Genomic DNA, 16256 nt, shown 5'->3' on the forward strand with positions numbered 1-16256 from the left:
CGCGATCCTACGATCACGTGACACCATCACCTCCGTGCTCGACATCGGCTACGCCCTCTCCAACCGCTTCCCCGACCCGCCGCAGACCGACTACCGCCGCGCGGACGTCCGGGCGCTGCGGCACGACCTGTTCTGCGGGGACGTCTATCTGGCGGACACCAAGACCGACCACGAGGTGTCCACAGCCTGGGGATGGGTGCCGGTGCTCGACTTCGCGTGGGCGCTGTGCGACATCGTGGAGCGGATCGACCGGGACCCGGCGGGCTCCAGGGCGTCCCGGCCGCAGCGGGCCGAGCTGGACTTCACCGAGTCGACGGACCGGATGCTGTTCGAGCGCCGCTTCGGCTGGGTGGACATCGAGGCCGACTGGATGCGCGCGGAGGAGCCCCCGCTCACCGTCTCCCACAGCGAACTGCGCCGCGAGGCGCGGGACTTCCTGCACGACCTGATCGCCGACCTCACCGACCTGCACGACGACCTCGCGGAGAACCCGGCGATCTGGACCCTCCAGGCCCGCTTCCCACGCCTGCCGTAGGCGCCGCCCGGCTCAGGCGGCCTCGGTCCTCGGCTCAGGGGGCCTCAGCCCTCGAAGCGGATGCCCCACTGCGCCGCCAGCACCGGCGCCAGATCCAGCAGCTGCGCCGTGCTGATCACCGCCCCCGACAGCCGGTCCAGCCCCCGGCTGATCTCCAGGGGCGCGGCGCCGCGCAGGTCGACGTCCGTGAGGGTCGCCGCGCGCAGGTCGGCGCCCTTCAGGGCGCAGTCCACGAATTCCACGCGCTCCAGGCGGGCGCCGCCGAAGTCCGGCTCGACCAGGACACAGCTCTCGAAGACGACGTCCCTGAGCCGGGCCGTGCGCAGGTTCAGATAGTCGATCTTGCCGCCGCGGATCAGCACCCGCTCCAGCACCGCCCCGTGCAACTGCGGCCCGCCGAGCCGGGCGTCCGTCAGCTCCACATCGCGCAGGGTCGCCTCGGCGAGGTCGGTGCCCACGCCCCGGACGCCGGTGAGGGCCGAGTCCAGCACGCGGGCGTGCCGCAGCCGGGTCTCGTCCAGCGCACAGCCCGTCAGCGCGCAGTCCATGAACCGGGCGCCCGATCCGTCCTGCCCGGAGAGGTCGGCCTCGCGGAACTCCAGCCCGTCGTAGTCCCCGTCCGGCTCCAGGCCCCCGCCGCCGTACGGCTCCAGCACCGGCAGCCGCACCTCCGGTCGCCGCGCGCCCTTCACACCCGTACCGCCCGCCGCTCTCCTCGCCATGCCCCCATGCTGCACCGCGCCACTGACAACGCTCCTGACCTGCGCGCACTCCAGCGATGTCACATTCCGGGCCGTCGTTCGGTCGTACATACAGAAGGCGACACATACAGAAGGCGACCCCGACCCGAGGGAGATCCCCAGCCATGCACCGCATCACCGTCATCGGCGGCGGCCTCGCCGGACTGACCGCGGCCATCACCGCCGCCGAGGCGGGCGCCAAGGTCACCGTCCACGAAGCCCATCACACCCTCGGCGGCCGGGCGCGCACCGCCGAGGGCCCGTACCGCACCAACGAGGGCCCGCACGCCCTCTACAACGGCGGCCCGCACTGGGCCTGGCTCAAGCAGCGCGACCTCATCGGCCCGCTCGCGCCCCTCCCGCCCCTGGAGGCGGCCCGGCTCCGGCTGCGGCACCAGGGCGTGCTGCGCCGCACCCCGCCGTTCGCCATGCTGAAGCTGCTGCGCCGGACGGGCCGGCAGGCACCCGTGGACGCCGACTTCCTCACCTGGGCGACGGACATCGCGGGCGAGGAGGGGGCCCGCGCCGCCGCCAACTATGCGGCGGTCGCCCTGTTCCACCACGACCCCGGTTCGCTCTCGGCCGCGTTCGTGCAGGAGCGGCTGCGCCGCGCCACCAAGCTGCCGCCCGAGGCGCACTACCCGCGCGGCGGCTGGGCGAGCCTCATCGACCGGATGGCCGCCCGCGCCTGGAACCTGGGCGTCCGGATGGAGACCGTGTCCCGCGTCGACACGCTCCCCACCGACACACCCGTCATCGTCGCCACCTCCCTCGACGCCGCCCGCCGTCTGCTCGGCGACGGCTCCCTGACCTGGCCGAGCGGCCGTACCGCCCTCGTCGACCTGGCCGTGCGCACCCGGCGCGGGGACGCCTTCGTGGTCTCCGACCTGGACGCACCGGGCTGGCTGGAGCGGTTCACCGCCCAGGACCGCGGCCTGGCCCCGGCCGGGGAGCAGCTGATCCAGGGACAGATCCCGCTCGCGCCCCACGAGTCGAAGGCCGACGGCACCGCCCGCGCCGAGCAGCTGCTCGACCTCGGCTTCCCGGGCTGGCGCGAACGGCTCACCTGGCGACGCGAGTCGGTGGCGAACGGCCGTACGGGCGCGGTCGACCTGCCCGGCACCAGCTGGCGCGACCGGCCGGCCGTGGGTCGGGGTGACGGGGTCTACCTCGCGGGAGACCAGGTCGCGGCCCCCGGCGTGCTGTCGGAGGTGTCCTTCAACAGCGCCCTGACGGCCGTCTCCCTGGCCCTCGGCCGCCACGAGCTTGACCTCAAGCAAGCTTGAGGTTGAAAGCTGGTCGCAGCGAACGCCCCACCAGAGAGCCGACGTTCACCAGAGGAGTCGTCATGCACGCCATCCGCCTGCACGCCTTCGGCCCGGCCGAGAACCTCACCTACGAGCCGGTCGAGGACCCCCGCCCGGGCCCCGGCCAGGTGCGCATCGCCGTACGCGCGGCGGGCGTCCACCTCCTGGACGCCGCCCTGCGCGAGGGCATGCCGGGCGGCCCGGCGAACGAGCCGGCGGCCCTGCCCACCGTCCCCGGCCGCGAGGTCGCCGGGGTCGTCGAGTCGCTGGGCGAGGGCGTCGCCGACCTGTGGCTCGGAAAGCGGGTCGTCGCCCACCTCGGCTTCGTCCCCGGCGGTTACGCGGAACTGGCCGTCACCGAGGTCGAGCGCCTGCACGAGATCCCCGGCAACCTGGACTTCGCCGAGGCCGTCGCCATGATCGGCACGGGTCGTACGGCGATGGGGATCCTGCAGTTCGCCGAGCTCGGCCCCGAGTCCGTGGTCGTCGTCCCGGCCGCCGCCGGAGGCATCGGCACGCTTCTCGTGCAGTACGCCAAGAACGCCGGCGCGACCGTCGTGGGCCTCGCGGGCGGGCCGGAGAAGACCGCCCGGGTGGAGGCGGCGGGTGCGGATCTCGCCGTCGACTACAAGGACCCCGCCTGGCCCGCGAAGGTCCGCGCCCACCTCGGCGGCCGGGCCGCGACCGTCGTCTTCGACGGCGTCGGCGGGGACATCGCCCGCGAGGCGGTCGCCCTCCTCGGCCCGGGCGGCCGGCACATCGTCTTCGGCTGGTCCGGCGAGGGCATCCGCGAGGGCGGCCCCTACCTCGTCGACGGCGTCTCCGAGCAGGTCCTCGGCCCGGTGATGCTGGGGAAGGCCGGCGGCACCGACCCCGTCCGCACCCTCGAACTACGCGCCCTCACGGAGGCCGCGGCCGGCCGCCTCACCCCGGCGGTACAACGCTTCCCGCTCCGCGAGGCGGCGGCGGCACACCGGGCGCTGGAGAGCAGGGGGACGATCGGAAAGGTGGTACTGGAGCCGTGAGGCGAAGCGACAGCGGCCGGGGGGCACGCATGCGGGCCACCCCGACGGCACCCCGACGGCGGCGACCGGGGTTCCACGCATGCGGGCCACTCCTACGACGGCGTCGGCGTGTGCCCCGGCACCGCACGGCGGCGATCCCTGACCCGGCACCCCCACCGCGGCGATCCGTCACCCGGCAGCCCCACCTCGCCGATCCCTGACCCGGCACCCCCACCGCGGCGATCCGTGACCCGACAGCCCCACCTCGCCGATCCGTCACCCGGCCACCCGCACCCCGGCGATCCCTGATCCGGCACCCGCCTGTGGCGACCATTTCGCGGGGATTCCGCGGGGCTTCCGCGGGTGCAGGCCACCCCGAACCGTGGTCTTCTGGCGGGATGAGTGTCACCCGGACCGGCGAAGAGGGCCCCTCCGTGGACACCGACCCGCGCCGCTGGTGGGGCCTGGTCGTCATCGCCCTGGCACAGCTGATGGTCGTACTCGACGCGACCATCGTGAACATCGCCCTGCCCTCCGCGCAGCGCGACCTCGGCATGTCCGACGGCAACCGGCAATGGGTGATCACCGCGTACACCCTCGCCTTCGGCGGACTCCTCCTGCTGGGCGGCCGGATCGCCGACCTGGTGGGCCGCAAACGGACCTTCGTCGCCGGGCTGGTCGGTTTCGCCGCCGCCTCCGCGCTCGGCGGCGCCGCCATCAACGCGGGCATGCTCTTCGGCGCCCGGGCCCTCCAGGGCGCCTTCGCCGCGGTCCTGGCACCCTCCGCGCTGTCCCTGCTGACCACGACGTTCACCGACCCGAAGGAGCGCGGCAGAGCCTTCGGCATCTACGGCGCCCTGGCCGGCAGCGGCGCCGCGATCGGCTTCATCGTCGGCGGGCTCCTCACCGAGTACCTGGACTGGCGCTGGTGCCTCTACGTCAACGTGCCCATCGCCCTCGTCGCCGTCCTCGGCGCGCTCGCCCTGCTGCACGACCGCCCCGGCCGTGCCGGCGCCCGCCTCGACGTCCCCGGCGTCCTGCTCGGCTGCGGCGGCCTCGTGGCGATCGTCTACGGCTTCAGCGAGGCCGAGTCCCGCGGCTGGACGGACCCCATGGTGCTGGCGCTGTTCGCCGCCGGGATCCTGCTGCTCGTCGTGTTCGTCTGGTGGCAGTCCCGGGCGCCCATGCCACTGCTGCCGCTGCACATCGTCCGGGACCGCAACCGGGCCGGCTGTTTCCTGACCATGGCGCTGGCCGTGATCGGCATGTTCGGCCTGTTCCTCTTCATGACGTACTACCTCCAGGCCGTGCTCGAGTACTCCCCCGTCAAGACCGGCCTGGCCTTCCTGCCCCTGACGGCCGCGATCATCATCGGCTCGACCCAGATCTCCGCCCGGCTGCTCCAACGGGTGCCCCCTCGCATGCTGATGGTCCCCGGCATGGTCCTGGCGGCCGGCGGCATGGTGCTGCTGACCCGGATGACGACGCACTCGTCGTACGCGTCGGAGATCCTGCCCGCGCTGCTGCTGCTCGGCCTCGGGATGGGCCTGACGTTCATGCCGGTCTTCGCCACCGCGACGGCGGGGGTCGCGCCGCACGACTCCGGCGTGACCTCGGCGACCGTCAACACCTCGCAGCAGGTCGGCGGCTCCATCGGCACGGCCCTTCTCAACACCATCGCGACGACCAGCACCGCCACGTACGTCACGGCCCACCTCACCGACCCGTCCGACCGCACCCGGGTGATGCGGGAGGGCGTCGTCCACGGCTACACCGTCGCCCTCTGGTGGGCCGCAGGCATCATGCTGCTGGCCGGGCTGATCGCGGGCCTGATGGTCACGACGAAGGCCCCCGGACACGGCGCGGCGGCGGACGCACCCGTACCGGAACAGGTGACCTGAAGAACCGGAACGCCCCGCGAAAAACGCCCCGCGAAATGCGCCCCGCGAAATTCGTATGCCGCACCCGGCGCGCCGCACTACCGTGCCGGAAGTGATCGACATTCCCCGGGAACTGGCGGCGTCACAGGAGAAGTTCAACGGCGAGGCGGGCCGCGCGTTCATCGCCGGACTGCCCGAGCAGACGGCCCACTTCCTCGACCACTGGGACCTCAGCCTCGACGGACCGCCCATGCACGGCGTCTCCGCCCTGGTCCTGCCGGTCGTCCGCGGCGACGGCATGCCGGCGGTCCTCAAGCTCCAGGTCCTCGACGAGGAGAGCGCGGGCGAGCCGGTGGCGCTGCGCGCCTGGGGCGGCGACGGGGCCGTCCGTCTCCTCGACCACGACGAGTTCACCGGCACCATGCTGCTGGAGCGCCTCGACGAGACGCGCATGCTGGCCCACGTGCCTCACGCCCACGAGGCCGTGGTCACCATCGCCGAGCTCCTGGCCCACCTCACGTCCTTCCAGGCCCCGCCCGGTCTGCGCAGCCTCGGCGACATCGCCCGGGGCATGCTCGACCGGACCCCCCGGGCCCTGGCCCGCATCCCCGACCCGGAGGCCCGTCGCCTGGTCTCCGACTGCGCGGCCGCGCTGCGCGAGGTCGCGGACGAGCCGGGCGACCGCCTCCTGCACTGGGACCTGCACGACGAGAACGTCCTCGCCTCCGACCGCGCCCCCTGGCTCGCGATCGACCCCAAGCCGCTCGCCGGCGACCCCGGCTTCGAACTGTGGCCCGCCCTCGACAACCGCTACGACCCCGAGGACATCCTCTGGCGCTTCGACGCCATGACCGACATCCTCGCCCTGGACCGCGCCCGGGCCCACGCCTGGACCCTCGCCCGCCTCCTCCAGAACACCCTGTGGGACATCGAGGACGGCCGCCCGGTCGACGACGCCCAGCTGGAGATCGCCCGCCGACTGGGAAGGGCCGGAACCCGGGCGTCCCGGCGCGGACGGTGAAGGGCGCGCGTCGGCTTCGGGCCGCTCGCCGGGTAGGGCGTCTCCATGACTGACGCATCCACCGTGGTCCCTCTGGTCACCGGGCTGGGCGGGGCCGTGATCGGAGCCGCAGCCGCCGTCTGGGTACCGATGCTTCAGCGACGGCATCAGTCCCGGGACGAGGAGCGGGCCTTCCACGAGCGTCTCCTCCGCGAGGAGATCAGCCGGCTCACCCGGCTGCGGACCACGGGGCGGGCCTGGTTCGACGTCCTGCTCCGTGTCCACCAGAGCCTCGAAGCGGGCCGGGACGTCGACCTGGACCGCTTCGACGACGAGCTCATGAGCACCAGCACGGGAGCGGCTTCCGCGGGCTACCAGCCCCCGAGCCCGACGGCAGACCCCTCCCGTGAAGTGGAGGATCTCTCCGCGCGGATCTTCGACCAACTGCAGGATCTCTCCTGGGAGATCCGCTCCCACATCATCCGCAGCCCCGGCCCCGGAGCAGCCATCCCGGACTTCTCCAGACGAATCGCCCACATCAAGGACCTCCGAGCAGCACTCAACGTGAGACTCCTCGAACGCATCGAGCAACTGTCACGCCAATTGCCGCCCTGAGGCCCGACGGCCGGAGCACCCTCGCCCAAAGGCGGCGACTGCCCCCGTGGAACCACAACCGGGACCGGCGCCCGCCGCGCGGTCGCGCACGGCGCCGCCGCACCCCCACTGACGACAAAACCCCAGGTCAGAGCACATCCGACCTGGGGTTCAGCAGAGCCCCCTGTCGGATTCGAACCGACGACCTACGCATTACAAGTGCGTTGCTCTGGCCAGCTGAGCTAAGGAGGCGGGTGCCGTGTCGCGCGTTGCCGCGCGTGAGGGGCGGCACCACTGTACACAGAGCCCGTTACGCCGAGCCACGAAGTTCCGTGCCGTCGGGGGTCTCCTCCAGGTCGTAGGCGAAGCGGTACGGCACCGCCGTCTCGCCGTGCCGTGCGGTGAAGCCGCCCTCCCCCGTGAGGCCGGTCAGCTCGCCGCTGCCCGAGCCCGGCACCACCTCGAAGGTGCAGTGCACGGTGCCGTCCTCGCCGAACCACCCCCGCTCCTCCACCGCGAAACTCCCCTCACGGCCGTCGACGCGGCCGGTGAGGAGTTCCATGCCGCTGAAGGAGCCGGTCTTCGCGGTGACGTAGACGATCGCGTACTCACACGTCGTCCCGGCCGCCTCGATGCCGCCCGTGAAGGTGTTCCGGACGGACGCGTGCGCGAGGCGGGGGGTCGCGTCCTCGGCGGGGCCGATCACGCGTTCCCGCCAGTCGGCGAAGGTGAAGTTTCCGGTGGTGGTGGCGGCGGTGGTGCGGGTGCCGGACATGGTGGTCCTTTCGGTCGGCCGCTCGTCGGTGTGCCTCGATGACCTCGATGTGCCTCGATGTGCTCCCCCAGCCTGGACGCCGTACCTGACATCCCCTGTCAGGTATGCCTCGTACGCCGCGACAATGCCCCCATGCGCGCCGACCGGCTCCTCTCCCTGCTCCTGCTGCTCCAGAACCGCGGGCGGATGACCGCACCCGAGCTCGCCGCCGAGCTGGAGGTGTCGGTGCGGACGGTCTACCGGGACGTCGAGGCGCTGGGGGCGGCCGGTGTGCCCGTGTGCGCCGACCGGGGGCCCGAGGGCGGCTACCGGCTGGTCGACGGATACCGGACCCGGCTGACCGGTCTCACCGACGCCGAGGCCGGTTCACTGTTCCTCGCCGGGATGCCCGGGCCCGCCCGGGACCTGGGGCTGGGGGCGGTCCTGGCCAGCGCTCAGCTGAAGGTCCAGGCGGCCCTGCCGGCGGAGCTGTCCGGGCAGGCGCGCCGGGTCCAGGAGCGGTTCCACCTGGACGCGCCCGCCTGGTTCCGGGAGGCCGACCCGGTGCCGTGTCTGGAGGCCGTGGCGGCGGCCGTGTGGGAGCGGCGGGTGCTGCGGCTGCACTACCGGCGCTGGCGCGGCGAGATCCACCGGGAGGTGCGGCCGCTGGGGCTCGTCCTGAAGGGCGGCATCTGGTACCTGGTCGCCCTGGCGGAGGGGGCCGTACGGACCTACCGGGTCTCGCGCGTGCTGTCCGTGGCGGAGACGGGCGAGCTGTTCGACCGCCCCGCCGGGTTCGACCTGGCCGCCTACTGGGAGACGTCCTCCCGGCACCTGGAGGCCGCCCTGCGGGAGGGCACCGCCCGGGTGCGGCTCTCACCGCGCGGGCAGAAGCTGCTGCCGATGCAGTTCGGTGCGGCGGGCGTACGCGCCCTGGAGAGCGCGAGCGCACCGGACGCGGACGGCTGGACCGAGGTGGAGCTGAGTGTGGAGACGGAGGCCGTGGCCGTCGGCGATCTGCTGCGGCTGGGCCCCGAGGCCGAGGTGCTCGGTCCGCCCGAGCTGCGGCAGGCCGTCGCCCGGGCGGTGGCGGCCCTGGCCCGCCGCTACGGGCGGGAGTGACACGCAAGAGATCGGGCCGCTTCGAAAATTTCCGCGAAGTTCACAGGGCCGGAACTGCTGACATACGTGTGAACGCCAGGTACCGTCCTGAGCCAGTTCACACGCGTGGACTACACCACAACGGGATCACCGTCGTGGCACCGCCTTCCTACTCGGATCGTCCGGCACGTTCCTGCCGGTAGAAGGGGTTCATTCACCATGGCCACTGTGCAGTTCGACAAGGCGACCCGGATCTACCCGGGTTCCACCAAGCCCGCCGTCGACGCGCTGGAGATCGACATCGAGGACGGCGAGTTCCTCGTCCTCGTCGGCCCCTCCGGCTGCGGCAAGTCCACCTCGCTCCGCATGCTCGCGGGGCTCGAGGACGTCAACGCCGGCGCCATCCGCATCGGCGACCGCGACGTCACCCACCTGCCGCCCAAGGACCGGGACATCGCCATGGTGTTCCAGAACTACGCGCTCTACCCGCACATGACGGTCGCCGACAACATGGGCTTCGCGCTCAAGATCGCCGGCGTCAACAAGGCGGAGATCCGGCAGAAGGTCGAGGAGGCCGCGAAGATCCTCGACCTCACCGAGTACCTGGACCGCAAGCCGAAGGCCCTCTCCGGTGGTCAGCGCCAGCGTGTCGCCATGGGCCGCGCCATCGTCCGTGAGCCCCAGGTGTTCCTCATGGACGAGCCGCTGTCCAACCTGGACGCCAAGCTCCGTGTCTCCACCCGTACGCAGATCGCGAGCCTCCAGCGCCGCCTGGGCATCACCACCGTCTACGTCACCCACGACCAGGTCGAGGCCATGACGATGGGCGACCGGGTGGCGGTCCTCAAGGACGGTCTGCTCCAGCAGATCGACACCCCGCGCAACATGTACGACAAGCCCGCCAACCTCTTCGTGGCCGGCTTCATCGGCTCCCCGGCGATGAACCTCGTCGAGGTGCCGATCACCGACGGCGGCGTCAAGTTCGGCAAGTCCGTCGTGCCGGTGCAGCGCGACGCGATCGCCGCCGCCACCGACAAGACCGTCACCGTCGGCGTCCGCCCCGAGCACTTCGACGTGGCCGGCCCGGAGTCCGACCTGGGCCTCGCGGTCACCGTCAACGTCGTCGAGGAGCTCGGCGCCGACGCGTACGTCTACGGCACCGCCACGGTCGGCGACGAGTCCAAGGACCTCGTCGTCCGCGTCAGCGGCCGTGACGTCCCGGAGAAGGGCAGCCAGCTGCACATCGTGCCCCGCTCCGGCGAGACCCACGTGTTCTCGACGTCGACCGGTGCGCGCCTGTCCGACTGATCAACCAGCGAGCGCACCATCCCGGGTGAATCACCCAGATTGACGAAGAGGGCCCCGCAGCGTGCTGCGGGGCCCTTCACGTTGTCGACAAATACCCCGGCAGACCGGACGTTTCGAGCGCTGTGCGTCAACGCACTACCCGGAAAGTGGCACTCTCTCATCCCCCGAACCGGTGACTAAATGTCTACAAACCATTACCGGGCGCTACCCTCACACGCGTGAAGCACTCCATGAACCAACAGACGCGACGCGGCCGGGGCCCCGCCCGCCGGATCGGCCGCACCCTCGCTTTCGTCCTGCCCGTCGTCCTGGTGCTCTCCGGGACCCTGGCGGTCACCCGGGTCAACTGGTCGGGGAACTCCACGGACCCGGTGCTCACCGCCGCCGACGCCTCCGTGGGCACCCCGCGGGCCGCCAAGCGCGCCCCCCAGGACGTCCTGCGCGACAAGCTGCTGACCGAACTGCAGGAGGAGGACCCGGGCGTCGCCCTCACCCACCTCCAGCAAGCCGTGAACGGCCGCCCCGCCCTGGCGAAGCACTGCGCGTCCATCGCCCGCGCGCTCGGCCAGGCCGCCGTCCGGGTCTACGGCCCGACCCGCGCGCAGTCCTACGCGCGCCCGGTCTGTGACACGGCCTTCGCCACCGGCGTCGCCGCCGCGCACCGCTGAGCGCACCACCCTGCCCGCGCATACCGCCCCGCCACCGTGCGGGACGTCCACCACGGCTGACACGGGAACGGTCGTCAGCCGCTGTCCCGGGCGGGACGCCACGTACAGTTCGTTCTCATGAGCGATCCGAGCGCCGCGTCCCGCCCCGTTCAAGCCGTCGTTCTGGCCGGTGGCCAGGGCTCCCGGCTGCGTCCGTACACCGACGACCGGCCCAAGCCGATGGTCGAGATCCCCGGGACGGGGACGCCGATCATCGGCCATCAGCTGTCCTGGCTCGCCGACGAGGGTGTGACGGACGTCGTCGTGTCCTGCGGTCATCTCGCCGAGGTGCTGCAGAAGTGGCTCGAGACGGCCGAGTTGCCCGTCTCCGTCACGACGGTCGTCGAGCCGGAGCCGCTCGGGCGCGGCGGCGGCCTCAAGTACGCCGCGGCTCACCTCCCGCACCCCGACCAGCCCTGGTACGCGACGAACGGCGACATCTGGACGCGGTTCTCGCTGCGGGACATGGCCGACTTCCACGCCGAGCGGGACGCCGTCGCGACGCTGGCGCTGGCGCGGCCCCGGCTGCCGTGGGGTGCGGTGCAGACCGACGGTTTCGGGCGGATCACCGACTTTATCGAGGCACCGCCGTCGACCTTCGAGATCAACGCCGGTGTGTACGTCTTCTCCCCCGAGTTCGCCGGGCTGCTGCCGCACCGGGGTGACCATGAGCGGACGACGTTCCCGCATCTGGCGCGTGAGCGGCGGCTGGCCGGGTTCACGATCCCGCAGGGGGCGTACTGGCGGGCCATCGACACGGCGAAGGATCTGACCGAGGCGGCGAAGGAGCTGGAGGCGCTGAAGCGGTAGCCGTGGCGGGTGGCGTGGCGTGGCGTGGTGTGCTTCGGCTGCGGGCTCGTCGTGGCTTGTCGCGCAGTTCCCCGCGCCCCTTGAGGTGTTGGCCTCCGAGCCCGTTGATCCGTGCAGCCCCTTGGGGACGTTGCCCCCTTACGCGTGAGAAGGCCCCGCATCTGTTGATGCGGGGCCTTCTGGTGTGCTGGTCGGGTGTCAGCCCAGGAGGCCGCCCACCAGGCCCGAGCGGCCCGGGGAGGAAGAGCCTCCGCTGCCGGTGCCGCCGGTCGAGCCCGTGCCGCCCGTAGCCGTGCCGCCGCCGGACGTGGGGCCGGTCGTGGTGCTCGGGGCCTGGTCGGCCGGGGCGGTCTGCTGGGGCGGTGCCTGGCCCGTGGTCCCCTGGGTCTGGCTGGGGGATCCGCCGGTGACGGTGCCGGTGTCGCGGGTGGCGTCGGGCCGGGTCGTGGTGCCCGCGCTGGGGCTCGCCGAGCCGGCCGTGGCTCCCTGGGTGGGCGCGGAGGAGGAGGCCGACGGGGTCCGCTTCTCCTTGCGCTTGCCGGGCTCGCCCGGGAGCGGGGAGCCGGGCAGCTCGTTGCGCGGGGCCTCGCCGGGGCCCGGGACGACGACCCGGTCGGCGTCCCGGACGGCACCGCCGAGCAACGAGCCGACGAGCAGGGTGATGCCGGTGACGATCGCGGTGACGAGGGCGCCGCGCCGCAGCACGTAGCGGCGCAGGTCCCAGATGTCGGTGCGAGGGCCGAGCCGGCGCCAGGCGCTGCCGGCCAGGCGGCCGTCGACGGAGTAGACGGGGGCGCCGGCGATGATCAGCGGCGACCAGGCGGCGAGGTAGATGATGTCGGGGGTCTCGTAGGCCGGGACGCTCTTCCAGCTGACCGTCACCAGCAGCGCGGCCGACAGCAGGGCGCCCAGGCAGGCGGCGACACGCTGCCAGCAGCCCAGCACCGTCAGAACGCCGACGATGACCTGCGCGAAGGCGATGACCAGACCGGCGCCGACCGGGTGCTCCAGGGCGAACTGGCGCAGCGGCTCGGCCACTTCCCACGGGTGCAGGGTGTTGAGCCACTTGACCATCGAGCCGCGCTTGCCGCCTTCGAAGTAGACGGGGTCGCACAGCTTGCCCATGCCGGCGTAGATGGAGATGAAGCCGAGGAAGACGCGCAGCGGGAGCAGGACGACACCGAGGTTCATCCAGCGGCCCGGGTAGTAGCCGTGCCGGGCCGGGTCGTCGCCGCGCCGCTTGGCCCGGCGTCCGGTGTCGTCCGCTTCGGTCGCGGACTCCTCCAACTCGCCGTCCTCGTAGTCCGGATCGCCGTAGCCCTGCTCGTCGTAGGCCTGCTCGTCGTAGGCGCTGCCGACGGTGCGCATGGGGGGCAGCAGCCGGGTGCCTTCGGCGGGCTCGTGGGTGCGCTGCGGGCCGACGACCGGCGTCTCGACGGTCTGGGCGAGGTCGCCCTCGTAGCCGTCGCCCGCGTAGCCGTCGCCGCCGTAGCCCACGCCCTGGTACCCGGGCGTGTCGTAGCCCGGGCCCACGCGGGAGATGACCTGGGTGGCCCCGGCGTCGGCGGCGGGCTCGTCGGCGTGGCGGACGCTCTCGTGCCGCACGGCCTGAAGGAGCCGGTGTGCCCCGGTGTCGTCGGGGGCGGATCTGCCACTCCAGACGACGGGTCGGCGTCGGGCGCCGGCCCCGTCCGCCCCTCCCCCCGCCTGGGGAATGCGGGCGGTGTCCTCGGTGGCGGTCAGATGCCGTGCGACCCGGGGGGACTGGACGTGACGCGTCGATACGCCCAACAGCACGCGGAAACTCGCGTGATTGACGATGACCTGCGCCGGGTCGCTCGGCACCTTCACCATGCTCAGCGCGGGAGCGTCGTCGAGTCCCGACGAGCGGTCCCCCGTGGGTGTGCGGGGTGTTCTGGTGTCCACACTCATCTAACCGAGTGACGTCGCGTTAGGACACTGCTTTGACCCGCCGGATCTGTCCGGACCCCGTCAAGCTTGCCCTCGTCGCCCCGATGACACCGGAATTGCCCCGTACAGGTGAAGTTCCGGACGCTTGTTCAGCGCCGTCGGCGGGCCGCCTCGTACAGCACGATCCCCGCCGCCACACCGGCGTTGAGCGACTCGGCGCCGCCCGGCATCGGGATCCGCACCCGGACGTCACAGGTCTCCCCGACCAGCCGGGACAGGCCCTTGCCCTCGCTGCCGACGACGATGACGAGCGGGCCGTCCAGCGCCGCGAGCTCACCGAGGTCCGCCTCGCCGTCGGCGGCCAGGCCGACGACCGTGATGCCGGCCTTCTTGTACGCCTCCAGGGCCCGGGTCAGGTTGGTGGCGCGGGCGACCGGGGTGCGGGCCGCCGTACCGGCGGACGTCTTCCAGGCACCGGCCGTCATGCCGGCCGCGCGGCGCTCGGGGACCACGACGCCGTGACCGCCGAAGGCGGAGACGGAACGGACGACCGCGCCGAGGTTGCGCGGGTCGGTGACGCCGTCCAGGGCGACGATCAGCGGGTCCTCGCCGTGGTCGTAGGCGGCGGCCGCCAGGTCCTCGGGGTGGGCGTACTCGTACGGCGGGACCTGGAGGACCAGGCCCTGGTGGTTGAGGCCGTTGGTCATCCGGTCCAGCTCGGGACGCGGGGCCTCCATGAGGTTGATGCCGCCGCGCTCGGCGGCGACCTGGAGGGCCTCGCGCACCCGCTCGTCGTTGTCGATGAACTGCTGGACGTAGAGCGTGGAGGCCGGGACGCCCTCGCGCAGCGCCTCCAGGACCGGGTTGCGTCCGACGACCAGCTCGGACGTGCCCTTGCCGCCGCGGCCGCGGGCCACGGGCCGGCGCACCGACTGCTTCGCCTTGGCGTTGGCGATGCGGTTCTTCTTGTGTCCCTTGCGCATCTCGGCGGGCGGGGTGGGGCCCTTGCCCTCGAGACCCTTGCGCCGCTGGCCGCCACTGCCGACCTGCGCGCCCTTCTTGCCGGACATGCGGCGGTTGTTGGCTGCCATGACCTACCTGTCTCTGCTGTCGCCGTGAGGCGGTGAAGTGCGTACGTCTATGAAGTGTGCCGCCCGGGGGCCCGGGCGGCACAATCGATCTTCCGGCCGCGGCCGGGCCCTAGCGGGGGCCGAGGCTCCAGCGGGGGCCCTGCGGGCTGTCCTCGATGACCAGGCCGGACTGGCCGAGCTGGTCGCGGATGGCGTCGGCGGTGGGCCAGTCCTTGCGGGCCCGGGCGGCCTCGCGCTGGTCGAGGACCATGCGCACGAGCGTGTCGACCACGCCGTGCAGGTCCTGGCCGCGGTCGCCCTCCCCGGCCCACTGCGGGTCGAGCGGGTCGAGGCCGAGCACGCCGAGCATCGCGCGGACCTCGGCGAGCCGGGCCACGGCGGCTTCCTTGTCGTCGGCGGCCAGCGCGCTGTTGCCCTGCCGGACCGTGGTGTGCACGACGGCGAGGGCCTGCGGCACGCCCAGGTCGTCGTCCATGGCCTCGGCGAAGGCCAGCGGCACCTCGGCGGCGGGCTCGACGACGCCGGCCTTCTCCACCACGCGCTGCACGAAGCCCTCGATCCGCGCGAACGCCGACTCGGCCTCGCGCAGCGCCTCCTCGCTGTACTCGATCATCGAGCGGTAGTGCGGGGTGCCGAGGTAGTAGCGCAGCACGATGGGCCGCCAGCGCTTGACCATCTCGCTGACCAGGACCGAGTTGCCGAGCGACTTGGACATCTTCTCGCCGCTCATGGTGACCCAGGCGTTGTGCACCCAGTACCGGGCGAACTCGTCGCCGTAGGCCTTGGCCTGGGCGATCTCGTTCTCGTGGTGCGGGAAGATCAGGTCCAGGCCGCCGCCGTGGATGTCGAAGGCGGGGCCGAGGTACTTGTGCGCCATGGCCGAGCACTCCAGGTGCCAGCCGGGCCGGCCGCGTCCCCACGGCGTCTCCCAGTCGGGCTCGCCGGGCTTGGTGCCCTTCCACATGGCGAAGTCGCGCGGGTCGCGCTTGCCGGTGATGCCCTCCTCGGCGGGCTGCCGCATCTCGTCGAGGTCCTGCCGGGACAGCTCCAGGTAGGAGGGCCAGGAGCGGACGTCGAAGTAGACGCTGCCGTCGGCCTCGTAGGCGTGCCCGCGCTCGATGAGGCCGCGCATCATCTCGACCATCTCGGTGATGTGGCCGGTGGCCCGCGGCTCGTAGGTGGGCGGCAGGCAACCGAGCACCGTGTAGCCGTCGTTGAAGGCGCGCTCGTTCTCGTAGCCGATGGCCCACCAGGGGCGGCTCTGCTCGGCCGACTTCGCGATGATCTTGTCGTCGATGTCCGTCACGTTCCGCACGAACGTGACGTCGTAGCCGCGGTACTCGAACCAGCGGCGCATGATGTCGAAGTTCAGCCCGGAGCGGATGTGCCCGATGTGCGGGGCCGCCTGCACGGTGGCACCGCACAGGTAGATCGAGACACAACCCGGCCGGAGCGGGGAGAAGTCACGGATCTGCCGGGCGCTGGTGTCGTACAGGCGAATAGTCACCACTCCA

Annotated in this window: 15 protein-coding genes and 1 tRNA gene; 10 read left to right on the forward strand and 6 right to left on the reverse strand. The window is 72.4% G+C overall.

What is annotated here, in order from left to right; translation table 11 throughout:
* Window positions 1–34: 34 nt before the first annotated feature.
* Entirely contained in the window at window positions 35–535 is a 501-nt protein-coding gene (locus tag ACFZDI_RS26615; RefSeq protein WP_114257476.1) for a hypothetical protein, read from the forward strand.
* A gap of 44 nt (window positions 536–579) precedes the next feature.
* Here ACFZDI_RS26615 and ACFZDI_RS26620 read toward each other — a convergent pair whose 3' ends face one another.
* Entirely contained in the window at window positions 580–1257 is a 678-nt protein-coding gene (locus ACFZDI_RS26620; protein WP_391253765.1) for a pentapeptide repeat-containing protein, read from the reverse strand.
* Window positions 1258–1400: 143 nt separating this feature from the next.
* On the opposite strand from ACFZDI_RS26620, the gene ACFZDI_RS26625 reads away from it, so the two are divergent.
* From ACFZDI_RS26625 to ACFZDI_RS26645, 5 genes are all read left to right on the forward strand, one after another.
* Complete coding sequence (locus tag ACFZDI_RS26625; protein ID WP_391253767.1) at window positions 1401–2561, forward strand: FAD-dependent oxidoreductase; 1161 nt, start codon at window positions 1401–1403, stop codon at window positions 2559–2561.
* A 62-nt stretch (window positions 2562–2623) separates the two neighbouring features.
* Window positions 2624–3607 (forward strand): zinc-binding dehydrogenase, encoded by a 984-nt coding sequence (locus tag ACFZDI_RS26630; protein WP_234846574.1) that lies wholly within the window; start codon window positions 2624–2626, stop codon window positions 3605–3607.
* A gap of 377 nt (window positions 3608–3984) precedes the next feature.
* Complete coding sequence (locus ACFZDI_RS26635) at window positions 3985–5487, forward strand: DHA2 family efflux MFS transporter permease subunit (protein ID WP_391253770.1); 1503 nt, start codon at window positions 3985–3987, stop codon at window positions 5485–5487.
* Between the two features lie 55 nt (window positions 5488–5542).
* The gene (locus ACFZDI_RS26640; RefSeq protein WP_391253772.1) at window positions 5543–6487 is read left to right on the forward strand and encodes an aminoglycoside phosphotransferase family protein; all 945 of its coding nucleotides are present in this window, start codon (window positions 5543–5545) and stop codon (window positions 6485–6487) included.
* A gap of 45 nt (window positions 6488–6532) precedes the next feature.
* On the forward strand, window positions 6533–7081 hold the full coding sequence (locus tag ACFZDI_RS26645) for a hypothetical protein (RefSeq protein ID WP_391253774.1): 549 nt from the start codon (window positions 6533–6535) through the stop codon (window positions 7079–7081).
* 157 nt (window positions 7082–7238) lie between these two features.
* On the opposite strand, the gene ACFZDI_RS26650 is transcribed toward ACFZDI_RS26645, so the two are convergent.
* Both ACFZDI_RS26650 and ACFZDI_RS26655 read right to left on the reverse strand, forming a co-directional pair.
* Window positions 7239–7312 (reverse strand) — tRNA-Thr (locus ACFZDI_RS26650).
* A gap of 58 nt (window positions 7313–7370) precedes the next feature.
* Entirely contained in the window at window positions 7371–7835 is a 465-nt protein-coding gene (locus ACFZDI_RS26655) for a DUF3224 domain-containing protein (RefSeq protein ID WP_234846596.1), read from the reverse strand.
* 132 nt (window positions 7836–7967) lie between these two features.
* Here ACFZDI_RS26655 and ACFZDI_RS26660 point away from each other — a divergent pair, with 132 nt between their 5' ends.
* The 4 genes from ACFZDI_RS26660 (at window position 7968) to ACFZDI_RS26675 (ending at window position 11740) form a co-directional block, all read left to right on the forward strand.
* Window positions 7968–8936, forward strand: coding sequence for a WYL domain-containing protein (locus ACFZDI_RS26660; RefSeq protein WP_391253776.1), 969 nt, complete (start codon window positions 7968–7970; stop codon window positions 8934–8936).
* A 198-nt stretch (window positions 8937–9134) separates the two neighbouring features.
* Entirely contained in the window at window positions 9135–10223 is a 1089-nt protein-coding gene (locus ACFZDI_RS26665; protein ID WP_234846598.1) for an ABC transporter ATP-binding protein, read from the forward strand.
* Window positions 10224–10441: 218 nt separating this feature from the next.
* On the forward strand, window positions 10442–10891 hold the full coding sequence (locus ACFZDI_RS26670; protein WP_391253778.1) for a hypothetical protein: 450 nt from the start codon (window positions 10442–10444) through the stop codon (window positions 10889–10891).
* Window positions 10892–11008: 117 nt separating this feature from the next.
* The gene (locus ACFZDI_RS26675) at window positions 11009–11740 is read left to right on the forward strand and encodes a nucleotidyltransferase family protein (protein ID WP_361116544.1); all 732 of its coding nucleotides are present in this window, start codon (window positions 11009–11011) and stop codon (window positions 11738–11740) included.
* Between the two features lie 198 nt (window positions 11741–11938).
* On the opposite strand, the gene ACFZDI_RS26680 is transcribed toward ACFZDI_RS26675, so the two are convergent.
* The 3 genes from ACFZDI_RS26680 to cysS form a co-directional block, all read right to left on the reverse strand.
* Window positions 11939–13672 (reverse strand): DoxX family membrane protein, encoded by a 1734-nt coding sequence (locus ACFZDI_RS26680; RefSeq protein ID WP_391253780.1) that lies wholly within the window; start codon window positions 13670–13672, stop codon window positions 11939–11941.
* A gap of 128 nt (window positions 13673–13800) precedes the next feature.
* On the reverse strand, window positions 13801–14742 hold the full coding sequence (gene rlmB / locus ACFZDI_RS26685; protein ID WP_234846602.1) for a 23S rRNA (guanosine(2251)-2'-O)-methyltransferase RlmB: 942 nt from the start codon (window positions 14740–14742) through the stop codon (window positions 13801–13803).
* A gap of 109 nt (window positions 14743–14851) precedes the next feature.
* Window positions 14852–16249 carry a cysteine--tRNA ligase gene (gene cysS, locus ACFZDI_RS26690; RefSeq protein ID WP_391253782.1) on the reverse strand — a complete coding sequence of 466 codons (1398 nt, stop codon included), beginning with the start codon at window positions 16247–16249 and terminating at the stop codon, window positions 14852–14854.
* Window positions 16250–16256 lie beyond the last annotated feature (7 nt).

This window comes from Streptomyces sp. NPDC007907, from assembly GCF_042959365.1.
GTDB classification, from domain to species: Bacteria; Actinomycetota; Actinomycetes; order Streptomycetales; family Streptomycetaceae; genus Streptomyces; species Streptomyces indiaensis.